Here is a 14,517-nt window from a genome sequence, read left to right as displayed (position 1 = left end):
TCAATAATCAAAAATGATGTTTTGAAGTCATAATTTATTCCATTAAGGAGCGTTATATATGATTAGCCAAATAAAAAAACTTTGTAAAGATAAAAATAATGAAGATGCCTATTATGGATTTATAAGAGCGTTGGATGAAGGAAAGGATTATTATTTTGCTAAAAAGGATTTTGATAATTTACCTATAGATGAAATAGAAATAGGCCTACGAGTGGCATTTACTGCTAATGAAAAAGATTCAGGGCAACGATTTGCAACAAATATCAAAATTATCAAAGATCAAGCAACAGAAAACAACGAGCAGAGCTTGTCTGATAATAAATCTTTGGCAAATAAAATTGATGCCAAAGGCTATCAAACACTTTTAATAAATTCTGTCCAACAGATCAAATACATTGATGATCCATTAGCATTTGAAGATTCAGTCTTCAATTTATTAAAAGTGATTGGTTTAAACAAAATATTTCAATTTGATCGTGATAATCAAGCGGGTAAGGCCGATGGTTTTTTTATTATCGAAAATTTAGCTGTAATGTATGACTGTACACTACAAAAAAACTTTGAATCGTTTAAAGAAGAACAAATAGAAAACTACATCAATAAACTGAACCAAAAAGCACAATTAACCTTCAACATTAAAAAAAATGACGGCGGAATCACCCCTAAAACGATACCATTAACGGGCAAAAATAAACAAGTTTGGATCATCACCAAAGGGGAAAGCAAGGAGATAAGCGATTTCGATAATGTAAAAGTCAAAGAAATTTCGATATATGATTTGTGTGAAATTTACAAAAAGCGGTTAAGCGATATTACTTATGATAATGAAAAATTAGTAAACGATTTTATTTTTATTGGAAAATAATTTTAGCGTAAAAAGCGGAAAGGAAATATGATTGCCTTTCCGCCTACTGTCAAAATAATCTACGCTTAAAACGGCATTTTAAAACCTGGCGGTAATTGCATGCCACCAGTAACTTGTGCCATTCTTTCTTTTTGTGCATCATCTAAACGACGAGCTGCATCATTATAAGCCGCAGCAATAAGATCTTCTAACATCTCTTTATCATCTTCAGTCATAAGTGACGGATCGATTTCAACACGTTTACAATTATGTGTACCATTAACCGTCACCTTAACTAAACCTGCACCCGATTCGCCTGTCACTTCTAATTTAGCGATCTCTTCTTGGGCTTGTTGCATTTTTGCTTGCATTTGTTGGGCTTGTTTCATTAAATTACCCAAACCACCTTTTCCACCTGAAAACATAATAATTCCTCGTTAAAAAAATATCGCCATGATTATACAGGACGAACACTTGATTCATCAATCTTGGCATCAAAATATCGACAAATTGTTGCCACTTTTGGATCTTCAGCAATAGTTATCTTTGCTTGCGCTAGTTTTTGTTGATATAACGCTTCACGCATTTCAATGGGCGTTTTATAGTCTTGATTATCATCAACAATAATCTTTACATTAAGCTCTTGCTTGCGATGTTCACAAAGTGCTTTTTGCACTTTAGCCACATTATTGGCCGAATTAATCAAATGTTTAACTGCTGAACGCAGATGTAGCACAATAGTGGTATTGTCGATCTGTTCATACCCAGAGTTGACCGCAATTTGCTTAATCAAAGGTGACAAATCTAATTGCTCAATTTCGGCACACCACGCATCTTTTTGTGCCATTTCGGCAATCAATTTTTTTGCCATTTCAGGGGTTTTATCACCGTTAAGTGATTCACGAAAAGCTTTGGTATTCACCACCAGCTCTTCTTTCATGGCAATCAAACCACTGGCTTGCCATTGATAGTTTTCGGCGGTGATTTCTTCTTTGTCATCATCGCCACCACTATCGTGGCTATCAACATTGGCATCACCTACGATCGCGACGTTCTGTTTAATTCTTGTGAGTGATTCACGCATGACCGAACTTTTTGGTTGAATCTTATCAACCGATTCAGACTTTTTTGGATTTTGTTCCCCTTTCATCAACTGCATACGCATTTCTAAAACACTTTTAGTTATCGACGAAACTTCATCGGGAATCGTTAGCTCATCCGTTGCAGTTTTGCCATCAGCTACTTGTTCCATTGTCGATGGCGCAGCGGATGCCAAATTATTTGTGTCTTGGGGCTGGCTTTTCACCTTGGAGGTTAACGGTGAACTAGCCACAACTTGTTGTGATATAGCTGATTTATGGGTATTAGCCGGCTGGTTCACAGTTGAACTTGTAGCGCGAATGGGCTGAGATTGTTGAATATGAGGTTGATTTTCAACCTGTTGATTAACTTCTGCTTGCTTTGGAATATTTGTATACTCAACAGCTTGCACTTGCGATTGCCGTTCGAACTGTGCTTTGGTTTGGGATTGCACCTGTTGCTGCCTATTGCCTTGGACAGATGCCGAACTAACCACAGTCGGAAGAACCGCATCAACCACCTTTGGCATAAAAGCCAAAGCGCGTAAAAAGCTCATTTCGACGCCAATTTTTTTATCGGGCGAAAAAGCAAGTTCTTTACGCCCCATTAACAAAATTTGATAAAACAACTGTACATCGTTAGGTGCCATATATTGCGCCAAAAAACGAATTCGCTCTTCGTTATCGGTATAATCTCCCAATGCGGTTGGCACCACTTGCAATAACGCAATTTGATGCAATAAAGTAATGGTTTCGGCTAACAAATTATCCCAATCAACACCTTGCACAGCGGCGGCTTGAATTTGTTGCATTAGGGCATTACCCTCACCATTATGCAATGCTTCAACAATAGCAAACGGAATCGACTTATCAAGCGTGCCAAGCATAACTGCCACCGATTCAGCATCGACCTTACCATTACCAAGGGCAATGGCTTGATCGGTTAAACTTAGCGCGTCGCGCATACTGCCATTGGCAGCTTTAGCTAATAACGCAATGGCTTTAGCATCGCCGTTGATTTGTTCTAATTGCAAAATATGCTCAAGTTGTTGCCCAATTAATGCGGTATCAAGCACATTTAAATGCAAATGCAAACAGCGTGACAATATTGTTATAGGTAATTTTTGCGGATCAGTAGTCGCCAATAAAAACTTAACATGCTCAGGTGGCTCTTCTAGGGTTTTAAGGAGTGCATTAAAGCTACTGCGCGATAGCATATGAACTTCATCAATCAAATAGACCTTAAAGCGCCCCTTGCTTGGTAAATATTGAATGTTATCAAGGATTTCACGCGTATCTTCAACCTTGGTGCGCGAGGCCGCATCAATTTCGAGCAGATCAACAAATCGCCCTTGCTCAATATCGCGACAATTATCACAAACGCCACACGGCGTTGCGGTAATGCCCGTTTCGCAATTTAACCCTTTTGCTAACAAACGAGCAATCGAGGTTTTACCCACACCTCGCGTGCCCGAAAACAGATAAGCATGATGAACCCGCCCAAGCGAAAGCGCATTAGACAGAATTTTGAGGACATGCTGCTGCCCCACAACTTCAGAAAATGATTTTGGTCGCCATTTGCGTGCTAAAACTTGATAACTCATCATCACCATAACTTTTTGCCATTGAATCTAGCACTAATCATACCATAAACAGGCAAAATAGTCTTTATACGCTCAATAATCGATGCAATATTAAACAATACAAATCAACTTACGAGAGTCTTAGTTCGGTTATACAGCACAACTAGAATTTATTTCTGACAAATATAACCCAGCGCTCCTTATTTGACGTGCTAACCTTACTCAATTGTCTCCTCACTCTGACACCGATTAATGGCAATATTAACCTTTGAGTGTTATAAAAGCGGTGTCTTCCCCCTCTATAGAATTGAATCACTCAGTTATTATATTGATTTTATTGAATTTTTATTTTGTTTTTTTTAGATAAATTAATAATTTATATCATAATTCCTGCTTTTTTTGAGACTTACCGCCTACACGGCGGTGAACATGAGGATAAAAAGAAAGCCGAAGAAAAGTTGTTTCTAAACCGCCTATACGGCGGTGAACTTAAATAAAGAAACTCGCCATGCTTACGGTCATTTCTAAACCGCCTACACGGCGGTGAACGCATTAGTTGCTAATTCTAAATTATCACTGTTTTTCTAAACCGCCTACACGGCGGTGAACAATAATGAAAAATAGAGACCCTAAAAATCTTTTTTCTAAACCGCCTACACGGCGGTGAACAGTGACACCCGAACTTTACCGTACTTTCCTACTTTCTAAACCGCCTACACGGCGGTGAACTAGAAGCCGATATACTATAAACTTTGTTTGGCAAAAGGCAAATAGGATTTTTGTTTTCAAAAACCCTTTTTTATAAGACATTTTTAATTTATTGTTTTTATTGATTTTATTTTTTTGATAAAAAAAAGGGTTGGCTAGGTTTTGGTTATTTCGATAATATGCCAATTTGACCATTAAAAGATATTCAGATACCGCATTGATTTAACTTAACGTTGATCTTGTTGTTTTTAAGGCAAGACAGCCCCCATATCCCCCAAAAAACACACCATAACTAACAGGAGAGTACACTAAAAATTATTCTCGCCTTTTAGCCAATGAATTTTACTGCCAAACTTTAATAAATTACTTGTCATCTTTATACGTTGCAACTGCAATGACCAAATTGGTGCTTTTATCACTCTTGCAAAGGGAAATGCCTGATAATATAACCTATAAGCATGTACGGCTTGCTCTTTTTGTAAAAGCGTTGCTGTGGCTTGAAATTGGATACCTTGGATTTGTGCAACTGTTTTAGGGATTATGTTAATCGTACCTGCAACCTGCGGATGCTTTAACATGGCTTTGGCATGATCGGTTTTTAATTCGGAAAGCAGATACAAATTCATTAACTTTTCATCAAACACATAAAAGGTATTACATGCCCAGAGATTGTCGTCAGGCAAGATAACGCTAAGCGATAATACATGCTGTTTTTTGATAAATTTGATGATTTTAGGATCGACTTGCATGATATCTTTAGGCTCTACTGGCATTATTCGGTTTAGTGTTCAGGTGCAAATCTTCGCCCCAACGTGGCAGGGACGGGATATCAATGCCAAATAAATCAAGTGCTCTAGCGACACTGTGGGCAATAATATCATCAATGCTAGCAATATGCTGATATAGTGCTGGCACCGGTGGGCAAATTACACCGCCCATAAGTGTGACTGTTTCCATATTTTTTAGATGAGCTAAATTTAGGGGCGACTCACGAACCATTAATACCAAGCGGCGACGCTCTTTTAAAACAACATCAGCAGCACGGGTGAGTAAATTATCTGATAATCCCTGTGCAATAGAAGCAAGCGTTCGCACTGAACAAGGTGTAATTAGCATACCCATGGTTTTAAACGATCCACTTGCTATGGCTGCGCCAATATTGTTGACATGATAGACTTTGTCAGCCAGTGATTCAATTTGCGCTAAGCTGGTGTTGGGCACTTCGTAAGCGCGCGTTATTTGTGCCGCTTTTGATATAACTAAATGTGTTTGAATATCAAGCGGTTTTAAAAGCTCTAACGCTTTTATCCCATAAGCAAAACCAGTTGCCCCACTAATGCCAATAATTATTCGCTGCGTTGCCATGTCTATCTCTATATTAATATCAAATTACAATAAAAATCATTAATCATTATGTTAAGCAGTCGCCAAATGAAACCTTATTTTAATAATAAGCCATATGAAAGCTAGCTATAAAGTAGACGACTATACCTATCTATTGGTAGCGAATCAAGTAGCTGATGGCTACTTGCATGGCTATTACATTAATAATAGGTAAATTAAGGAATGATGGATTAGCATATTTGATTATGTTTATGGCTATCAATAGATTGATAGCCATTTGTAATGGTTTACTCTTTAGCCATGGGTTCATTAACTACTTTGGTTTCTTGATTACCTTGAATAGCTTTGATTTTTTGCTCATATTTTGTGACAGCATCTTTGCTAGACAATAAGCTATAAGTTAAGGTAAATTCTGTACTTTGCCCTGGCTCTAACTGACGAACACGTTTTTGCTCACGTTCAATAGTCACTGGATAAGCAAAACTGGTGCCTGGCTCTAAGCCTGTAACATAGCCTTGTTTAAGGGTATCGGTGTTTTTCCATAATGATAGTACGGGTAACTGTTTAGTATTAAAGGCAATACCTGCGGCTTTATCACCCAATTTATTGGTTACCATCACCTGTGTTTGACCATTTTCATCAGCAAACGGATAGACATTAAATACCATTTCGTCAAAGCCTTTTGTTGGACCTAGATAAGTTTGCCATGTATTAATCCCCCCTTTCGCATAGTCGTTAAATGGTGAGATTTCCTTAACTGGGGCAACAAACCTTGCGCCTTCTTCAAGAATCGGCGTACCAAAATTACTATGATAAATGATCTGATAATCGCGGGTATAATCACTCTTATTGGTGACAACATCATGAACCGTAAATTCTTGACTTCCTGGTACATAACTTAGTGATGCCCAAGTTTCGAGATTGCTTTTTTTGAAAGTATTTTCTTTAATTAACCCCTTAACCGTTATAGTGTAGGGTTCCTTGTCAGATACATTCACAATGAGTTTAGAGACCGGCGTGTTTTGAGCTCGACCATGTAGGGTATACATCATACCATCAGCTTGCGCTGCATGACCTGTCCATTCAAAACCACAGCGAACCATCATTTCGTTAAAGCCATCTAGCCATCCAATCCCACCACGACTTTCTAAGTTGATATACTTAGGATTAACAACTTCATTTACCGGTGAGTCCCATCCCATACGAATACCATCACCAACAACAGACAAAATCCCTAATCCTCGTGTCGGAATTAATTTAATTGTGAAATTATCACTAGAGATCGTCAGAAGTTCGGTTCCATCTTGTTTACCGCCTTTAAGTACAGTATTTTGAATAGTGAATTTTTGACCTTTAACACCTAAATCTTGGCTTGAAACCGACCAATTACCTTTGGCGATATCTTTTTCGTTATCAGTTAATACAAATTCTTTAGCATTGGCGTTATAACTAGCCAAACTAAGTATTACAGCTAATGAAACAATTTTGATTTTCATGGTGATCCCTCATGGTTAACAAAATAGCACTGAATCGTTTCAGTTAATATGACATAAAATAAAAAAAATCAATAAAAGAAAATCGTAAAAATGAGAGATCATTCACACTTTTTCAATATTATAGCAGCACACGCACAAATGTGATTTATAGACCAAAATAAGTGTGAAATATTTAGAATATCAGTCTTTAGGTCTTATTTGTCCAGCTTTCCAATGTTTTCGACAAACCGAGTGGTATTCACTGTCACCAAGATGGATGGAGTTACCAAATTTAACAATTTGACCATCTTGCCCTTCTAATAAGATCATAGTCGCTTTTTTGCCACACCAACATACGGTTTTGAGTTCTCTAAAATTATCGGCAATTTCAAGTAGCGTTTTAGATCCTTCAAACAGGTGTCCCATATAATCGGTTTTAATGCCAAAGAACATAATTGGCACGCCATATTCATCGCACACATCTGATAACTTCCAGATAGTATTGCGCGATAAAAACTGGCTTTCGTCGATGAGTATACAGGCATAATTGCTTTGTTTGATATGATCAATAATATCATCAACCGTTGTGTCATCAAGCTGTAATGCCTTTTTACGTAATCCTAAACGGGAGACAATTTCGACAGCCGAATCGCGCGTGTCAACCGATGATTTGAGCAGTAATGTTTGCATATTATTACTTAAGTAATTATGATCAATTTGCAACAGTTCGGTGGATTTTCCGGCATTCATTACGCCATAGATATAATAGATTTTAGACAAAATAACGCTCTCAAAATGAAAATAAATCAATAAAATTGAATGAATAAAAAGCCATAATGCAGACAATAAAAAAAGGTAAGTTAAATAACCTACCTTTTTGTTTGTTTAGGGAATAATTATTTTGCTTTACCTTGGTTTGCAACAGCTGCTTGTTTGGCAGCAATTTCGTCAGCATTACCTAAATAGTAGTGTTTAATGACTTTCATATTGTCGTCAAATTCATACACTAACGGTACACCCGTTGGGATATTAAGTTCGATAATATCGTCATCACTGATGTTATCTAAATGTTTTACCAGCGCACGTAGTGAGTTACCGTGAGCGGCAATAATAACACGTTCACCTTTAGCAACGCGTGGCGCAATGGTTGACTCCCAATAAGGTAATACGCGTTTAATCGTTAATGCTAAACTTTCAGTTAACGGTAATTCTGATTCAGGTAATTTGCTGTAACGTGAATCGTGACCCGGAAAGCGTTCATCTGATTTTTCAAGCGCAGGAGGCGTGATTGCAAAGCCACGACGCCATAATTTTACTTGGTCATCGCCATATTTTGCTGCTGTTTCAGCTTTGTTTAAACCTTGTAATGCACCATAGTGACGTTCGTTTAGTTTCCAGCTTTTTTCAACCGGTAACCATGCTTGATCAACTTCGTCTAAAACGTGCCATAATGTGTGAATGGCGCGTTTTAATACTGAAGTGTAAGCATAATCAAATGTGAAACCTTCTTTTTTTAGTAATTTACCTGCTTCAGCAGCTTCTTTATTACCTTTGTCAGATAAATCAACATCAGTCCAACCACAAAAACGGTTTTCTTGGTTCCAAACACTTTCTCCATGTCGAATTAGCACTAATTTTTTAACAGCCATGAATATCACTCCTTTATTACGTAAATTTAATTTTAGTGTATTTTGTTCATAAACATGCTCTGTGATTGCCGTGCATGTCATCTGTTTTGGGTTAACTTTTCTATTAACCCAAAACGTTTATTATTTTGATAAATATTTTAATGGATCAACGGATTGTGCTTTGTAGCGAATTTCAAAGTGCAATCTGACCGACGAGGTGCCTGTTGCCCCCATTGTGGCAATTTGTTCACCCGCGCGCACGAACTGCTGTTCCTTTACTAATATCGATTGATTGTGCGCATATGCCGTTAAATAGTCATCATTATGTTTAACGATGATTAAATTGCCATAACCCGGTAACGCATTGCCCGAATACACAACCCGCCCATCAGCTGCGGCCATAACTTTATCGCCAACTGAGCCTGATATATCAATACCTTTGCTTGCATTTGAGAATCTTTCAATAATCTTACCGCGTGCAGGCCAACGCCATGCAATATTAGAAACTTTTGATTTTGATGTGCTTACTGCTGCACTACTAGAAGAATCATCTAAAGGTTCAATGATGGTTTCAGTTGTTTGAGTTGTAGTCGGTTTTTGATTTTTACCTGTTGTGGTAATCGAAGTGGTTGTTGTTTTGGTTATGGTTGGTTTGGTTTTGGCTTGCCCAATAGCAATGGTTGAGTTATTGCTATTTGTTTTATTTGCTGGTGTATGGTTGGTTGTGGTTTGTTTGGTTACCACAACAGTTCCACCACTCACATCTAATACTTGTCCAACATTAACGGCAAAAGGTTCTTTGATATTATTTTTAGCAGCTAATGAGCGGTAATCATTGCCAGTTACCCACGCAATATAAAATAAAGTATCGCCACGCTTAACTGTATAGGTGTCACCTTGATATCCACCTTTTGGAATGTCATCATAATTACGGTTATAAACAATACGCTCATTACTAATTACCGTACCATTACTGCTAGTGCTGTTAGCGGTATGAGAATTTGACGCTGTAGGCTGTCTTGATGACGGTGGATTGTAAGTCGTAGGAGCAGATCGACCACCCGTTGAAATATTTGCTGGTGGTTTGGTATAAACAGAAGACGTTGATGCCCCTCCTGCACCAGAAATATCTTCGATTTCAGCCTGTTCTGTTTGTGTACACGCAGCAATCAATAAACTTAAGCAACTTAATGTAAGTATTTTTTTCAAAGCAACACCCTTCATTCGTGAATTTTGTTTTTTTCCGCTATTTTTATTTTAGTGTTAAATAGCGTTTTTATATATACCGTTTTATTAGCACATTTTAGCGGTTTTATAGAAAAAAGCTATTATAATTGATAACTTATGGCTTAAATCAATAAATTCATCCAAAATTTGGCGATTTATAACCACAAGTATTCAAGTTATGTTAGCATAATGCTACTATTTGTTAATCCATTGTTCATCAAAATATAAGCTAAATCTGTACATGAGCAATTTTGCTACAAGCGAGCTATTTTTTACAGCTATTGATTAACTATTTCTTTGGCTTTGTCGGATTTATTTTGAAAGTAGTGAGTATATACAATAAAATAGGCTTTCGTACAGTATCTTTACCGTATTTCTATAAAAATTTAATGTGATTTAAAATAATGACTTTATATATTGTTGCCACCCCCATCGGAAACTTAGATGATATTACGCTTAGAGCCATCGATACACTTAAAAGAGTTGACCTTATTGCGGCCGAAGATACTCGCCACAGCGGATTACTTTTACAACATCTTGGTATTAAAGCGAAGTTATTTGCCTTGCATGACCATAATGAACAAGACAAATCCAATCTTTTGATCGACAAACTTACATCAGGCTTATCAATTGCTTTGATTTCAGATGCCGGTACGCCATTAATTAATGATCCGGGGTATCACCTCGTTAAAGCTTGTCGAGACAATGGAATAAAGGTTGTCCCTGTCCCTGGTGCCTGCGCTGCAATAGCTGCTTTGTCAGTTGCTGGACTCCCCTCAGATAAGTTTACCTATGAAGGATTTTTACCGGCTAAAAGTAAAGCCCGCCAAGATTGCCTTATCAAATTACTCGACGAACCACGAACAATGATTTTTTATGAATCAACACACCGTCTTCTAGACTCGCTAAGTGATATGCAAACTATTTTTGGCGCTAATAAACACATTGTATTAGCTAAAGAACTGACCAAAACGTGGGAAACCATTGTCAGTTTTACTGTTAGTCAGTTAATTGAATGGTTAAATGAAGATACTAACAGACAAAAAGGTGAATTTGTCCTGATCGTTGAAGGCCATACAAAAACAGAGAATGATATCGATCAAAAGGTAATTAGTACGCTTAAATTATTACAAAAAGAGCTACCACTCAAAAAAGCAGCCGCTATCACTGCTGAGATCTATGGACTGAAAAAAAACCAACTTTACCAAATTGGTTTGGATGCAGAGCAATAATGAAACCGCTAAACAGTGCTTATAAAAAACATTTATAACCAATATTTTTAACAACAATTTATGGCAAGCCATAACTGAGTACAAGTAAGATGACTATTGCCAATCTGCTTAATGAGTAGCAAAACGTCTAGCTGTTACACTTCATGATTAACATAATCATCTAAAAACGCATAAGGCGTTTTGCAAAAAATCGCTTAAACAGTACCAAACGGTATAGACTCCTGAATATTTTTTACAAAAAATATAACTAAAAAAATGAACCGTGATGTAACTACGCTATCTGAGTGCACAACTCACCTAGAAAATAACGCTACCTGCTTTCGTGTTTTATATACAATGGGCATTCTGTTATTTAATGTCTTATATGGCCTTTCGTGCGATAAATGATTGGTGCCTAACCATAAAGCGTTTAGCCAAATCGGTGACAATTATTTTCTTTATCATATAAACACCCTATCTCTTGTCTGAAATACGGTTTTTATGGGGATTTATGACAGTCGTTTCTCGAATTACTGTAAATAACGCGAGTAATTATGACATTTATGGGTTGATCTATCGATAAGAATATTGGCACAAATAGCCCAATTTAGTATATAATCGCCCCTTATTTTTAAGACATTTTATGATAAAAGGTAACAAACAGTATGGGATTTAAATGTGGAATTGTCGGACTACCCAATGTGGGGAAGTCAACGCTTTTTAACGCACTAACCAAAGCAGGTATTGAGGCAGCTAACTTTCCATTTTGTACTATCGAGCCAAACACAGGGGTTGTACCCATGCCCGATCCACGTTTAGATGAACTGGCTAAAATTGTCAAACCTCAGCGCACATTGCCAACCACCATGGAATTTGTTGATATTGCGGGTTTAGTTAAAGGCGCATCAAAAGGTGAAGGTTTAGGAAATCAATTTTTAGCTAACATTCGCGAAACCGAAGCGATCGGTCATGTTGTGCGTTGCTTTGAAAACGACAATATTATTCACGTCGCAGGCAAAATCGATCCTGCTGAAGATATCGAAATTATTAACACCGAACTTGCTCTATCCGATCTTGAAGCTTGTGAACGGGCAATAACACGCCTGCAAAAACGCGCTAAAGGTGGCGATAAAGACGCTAAATTTGAGTTAGAAATCCTTGAAAAGTGTTTACCACACTTAGAACAAGGTAAAAAGTTATTGTTACTAAATTTAAGTAAAGAAGAACTTGATGCAATTAAGTACTTGAGCTTTTTAACTTTAAAACCAACTATGTATATCGCCAATGTGAATGAAGATGGTTTTGAAAACAATCCTTATTTAGATAAAGTCAAAGCCATAGCTGAACAAGAAAAAGCCGTGGTAGTCCCTGTTTGTGCGGCAATTGAAGCAGAGCTTGCCGAACTGGATGATGCCGATCGTGATGAATTTATGCAAGATTTAGGCTTAACCGAACCAGGCTTAAATCGAGTGATTCGCGCAGGATACAGCTTACTTAACCTGCAAACTTATTTTACCGCAGGTGTTAAAGAAGTTCGTGCGTGGACAATTTCGGTTGGCGATACCGCACCACAAGCAGCAGGAAAAATTCATACTGATTTCGAAAAAGGCTTTATTCGTGCTCAAACCATTGCTTTTGATGATTTTATTAAATACGGTGGCGAACAAGGCGCTAAAGAAGCAGGCAAAATGCGCGCTGAAGGTAAAGATTATATCGTGCAAGATGGCGATATTATGAACTTCTTATTTAATGTATAGTTGATTATTTTACGTCGCCTTTTGGCGACGTTATTATATTAATGTTCATAATAACTAATGAATATTGTTATAAGATTTATTTTTTACTTAAACGTAGTGTTACCTGAAACTTCTTGTCAACTGATCCAATAATAGATTGGTAAATATAAGGACAGCCCACTTTTATGTTACTCACATTTCAACAAGCCAAACAGCAAGTACTACAAAGCATATCAACCGTAAAATCACTCACTAGCGAAAAAATCGGACTATTTGATGCGCTAGATCGCATCACTGCTGAGAATGTGATTTCACCGATTAATGTGCCACGGTTCGATAATTCTGCGATGGATGGTTATGCGATTCGATTAGCGGATCTTAAACAATCAACGTTGTTACCACAAGCAGGGGCGATTTTTGCGGGCGATGATATAAGCAATCTTAATTGGCCAAAAGGTACTTGTTTGCGTATTATGACAGGTGCGCCTGTGCCTAATGATGCTGATGCCGTTGTTATGCAAGAGCAGACTGAAAAATCTGATTTGGGGATTGCCTTTTTAGGTAACATAAAAGCTGGCGATAATATTCGTCGTATAGGTGAAGATGTGAAAAAAGGTGCGATCACAGTCAACAAAGGGACTAAATTAACGATACCAACACTATCGACACTTGCAACATTCGGCATTAGTGATCTTGTTGTCTTTAAAAAGTTAAAAGTCGCTATTTTATCAACTGGCGATGAATTAACCCCCATTGGTCAGCCATTATCTGGCAATGGTGCTATTTATGACAGCAACCGCTTCACACTAAAATTATTATTGGCCAAACTTAATTGTGAAATCGTTGATCTCGGCATTATTCCTGATGATCCAACCCAAATCAAACAAGCGCTAATAACCGCATCTAACCAAGCCGATTTAGTGATAACCAGTGGTGGTGTTTCGGTGGGGGATGCCGATTATACCAAAACAGCACTTGAAACATTAGGACAAATTAATTTTTGGAAGATTGCAATGAAACCAGGCAAGCCTTTCGCCTTTGGCAAAATTGGCAATGCGCTATTTTGTGGTTTACCTGGTAATCCCGTTTCAACTTTAGTGACGTTTTATCAATTGGTACAACCACTAATTTTAGTGCTTTCAGGACAACAACTCACATCAATCGATTTATCTTTCAAAGTAAAAATTGCAACTAGCCTTAAGAAAAGTATGGGACGATTAGATTTTCAAAGAGGAATACTACAAATTAATGAACAAGGTGAGTTAGAAGTAACAACAACCGGTCAACAAGGTTCTCATATTACGCAGTCATTTAACCAAGCTAACTGTTTTATTGTGCTTGAGCAAGAGCGTGGTCATGTCAACAAAGGCGAAATGGTGACCGTTGAACTGTTTAATCAGTTACTTAAGTAAGTTGTGGTGTAAACTATAGCTAACTATTATGTATCTAATAGTTAGCTATAGGAATTCCTCGCGTTGTTTTCAGTAATTTGAGAAAATATAGTAATGAATATACATAAAAAAACAACATTAACGCCTTATCATAGACAAGAAATATGACGTCTATATCATAAAGAAAAATAACCGCAACTGATTTGGCTAACCGCTTTATGGTCAGTCGCTAGGCCATTTATAGCGAGTTAAAGAAAGCTCGCTTGAACCTTTTTGTTCCTTTAACCAGTA

General features: G+C 37.4%; 12 protein-coding genes and 1 CRISPR repeat array. Of the genes, 4 read left to right on the top strand and 8 right to left on the bottom strand.

The genetic code is table 11. The features are described from left to right. Positions 1–58 precede the first annotated feature (58 nt). Positions 59–865 (top strand): cold-shock protein, encoded by an 807-nt coding sequence (locus GQ593_RS06475; protein WP_160431307.1) that lies wholly within the window; start codon positions 59–61, stop codon positions 863–865. A gap of 65 nt (positions 866–930) precedes the next feature. Here the strand turns inward: GQ593_RS06475 and GQ593_RS06470 are convergent, their stop codons facing one another. The 8 genes from GQ593_RS06470 to nlpD all read right to left on the bottom strand — a co-directional run bounded on the left by GQ593_RS06470 (position 931) and on the right by nlpD (position 9,870). After that, positions 931–1,269 (bottom strand): YbaB/EbfC family nucleoid-associated protein, encoded by a 339-nt coding sequence (locus tag GQ593_RS06470; protein ID WP_160431306.1) that lies wholly within the window; start codon positions 1,267–1,269, stop codon positions 931–933. Positions 1,270–1,301: 32 nt separating this feature from the next. Then, complete coding sequence (dnaX, locus tag GQ593_RS06465; RefSeq protein WP_160431305.1) at positions 1,302–3,527, bottom strand: DNA polymerase III subunit gamma/tau; 2,226 nt, start codon at positions 3,525–3,527, stop codon at positions 1,302–1,304. Between the two features lie 440 nt (positions 3,528–3,967). Then, positions 3,968–4,235: a CRISPR direct-repeat array (repeat unit 28 nt; unit sequence TTTCTAAACCGCCTACACGGCGGTGAAC). A 287-nt stretch (positions 4,236–4,522) separates the two neighbouring features. Then, entirely contained in the window at positions 4,523–4,987 is a 465-nt protein-coding gene (locus tag GQ593_RS06460) for a hypothetical protein (protein WP_160431304.1), read from the bottom strand. Then, positions 4,971–5,579 carry a UbiX family flavin prenyltransferase gene (locus GQ593_RS06455; protein WP_160431303.1) on the bottom strand — a complete coding sequence of 203 codons (609 nt, stop codon included), beginning with the start codon at positions 5,577–5,579 and terminating at the stop codon, positions 4,971–4,973. The genes GQ593_RS06460 and GQ593_RS06455 overlap by 17 nt, the downstream gene beginning before the upstream one ends. A 266-nt stretch (positions 5,580–5,845) precedes the next feature. Next, positions 5,846–7,054 (bottom strand): aldose 1-epimerase family protein, encoded by a 1,209-nt coding sequence (locus GQ593_RS06450; protein ID WP_160431302.1) that lies wholly within the window; start codon positions 7,052–7,054, stop codon positions 5,846–5,848. Between the two features lie 180 nt (positions 7,055–7,234). Then, the gene (locus GQ593_RS06445) at positions 7,235–7,813 is read right to left on the bottom strand and encodes a thymidine kinase (protein ID WP_065637863.1); all 579 of its coding nucleotides are present in this window, start codon (positions 7,811–7,813) and stop codon (positions 7,235–7,237) included. Between the two features lie 116 nt (positions 7,814–7,929). Beyond that, a complete protein-coding gene (gene gpmA / locus GQ593_RS06440) occupies positions 7,930–8,682 on the bottom strand; it encodes a 2,3-diphosphoglycerate-dependent phosphoglycerate mutase (protein WP_065637836.1) in 753 nt (250 codons plus the stop codon). 120 nt (positions 8,683–8,802) lie between these two features. After that, complete coding sequence (gene nlpD / locus GQ593_RS06435; protein WP_202115395.1) at positions 8,803–9,870, bottom strand: murein hydrolase activator NlpD; 1,068 nt, start codon at positions 9,868–9,870, stop codon at positions 8,803–8,805. 422 nt (positions 9,871–10,292) lie between these two features. On the opposite strand from nlpD, the gene rsmI reads away from it, so the two are divergent. The 3 genes from rsmI to moeA all read left to right on the top strand — a co-directional run bounded on the left by rsmI (position 10,293) and on the right by moeA (position 14,247). Next, entirely contained in the window at positions 10,293–11,120 is an 828-nt protein-coding gene (gene rsmI, locus GQ593_RS06430) for a 16S rRNA (cytidine(1402)-2'-O)-methyltransferase (protein WP_160431300.1), read from the top strand. A 644-nt stretch (positions 11,121–11,764) separates the two neighbouring features. After that, the gene (ychF, locus tag GQ593_RS06425; protein WP_160431299.1) at positions 11,765–12,856 is read left to right on the top strand and encodes a redox-regulated ATPase YchF; all 1,092 of its coding nucleotides are present in this window, start codon (positions 11,765–11,767) and stop codon (positions 12,854–12,856) included. A 164-nt stretch (positions 12,857–13,020) separates the two neighbouring features. Then, on the top strand, positions 13,021–14,247 hold the full coding sequence (gene moeA / locus GQ593_RS06420; RefSeq protein WP_160431298.1) for a molybdopterin molybdotransferase MoeA: 1,227 nt from the start codon (positions 13,021–13,023) through the stop codon (positions 14,245–14,247). The last annotated feature ends 270 nt before the right edge of the window (positions 14,248–14,517 follow it).

It is taken from the genome of Gilliamella sp. Pas-s25 (genome assembly GCF_009795885.1).
Taxonomy (GTDB): domain Bacteria; phylum Pseudomonadota; class Gammaproteobacteria; order Enterobacterales; family Orbaceae; genus Gilliamella.
Note: the sequence above shows the minus strand (reverse complement) of the source record. Positions and strands in the feature narration are given on the sequence as shown.

What these genes read in the sequence shown, in the direction of transcription:
- GQ593_RS06475 (WP_160431307.1), top strand. Translation starts at nt 59, where the DNA reads ATGATTAGCCAAATAAAAAAACTTTGTAAAGATAAAAATAATGAAGAT.
- GQ593_RS06470 (WP_160431306.1), bottom strand. Translation starts at nt 1,269, where the DNA reads ATGTTTTCAGGTGGAAAAGGTGGTTTGGGTAATTTAATGAAACAAGCC.
- dnaX (WP_160431305.1), bottom strand. Translation starts at nt 3,527, where the DNA reads ATGAGTTATCAAGTTTTAGCACGCAAATGGCGACCAAAATCATTTTCT.
- GQ593_RS06460 (WP_160431304.1), bottom strand. Translation starts at nt 4,987, where the DNA reads ATGCCAGTAGAGCCTAAAGATATCATGCAAGTCGATCCTAAAATCATC.
- GQ593_RS06455 (WP_160431303.1), bottom strand. Translation starts at nt 5,579, where the DNA reads ATGGCAACGCAGCGAATAATTATTGGCATTAGTGGGGCAACTGGTTTT.
- GQ593_RS06450 (WP_160431302.1), bottom strand. Translation starts at nt 7,054, where the DNA reads ATGAAAATCAAAATTGTTTCATTAGCTGTAATACTTAGTTTGGCTAGT.
- gpmA (WP_065637836.1), bottom strand. Translation starts at nt 8,682, where the DNA reads ATGGCTGTTAAAAAATTAGTGCTAATTCGACATGGAGAAAGTGTTTGG.
- rsmI (WP_160431300.1), top strand. Translation starts at nt 10,293, where the DNA reads ATGACTTTATATATTGTTGCCACCCCCATCGGAAACTTAGATGATATT.
- ychF (WP_160431299.1), top strand. Translation starts at nt 11,765, where the DNA reads ATGGGATTTAAATGTGGAATTGTCGGACTACCCAATGTGGGGAAGTCA.
- moeA (WP_160431298.1), top strand. Translation starts at nt 13,021, where the DNA reads ATGTTACTCACATTTCAACAAGCCAAACAGCAAGTACTACAAAGCATA.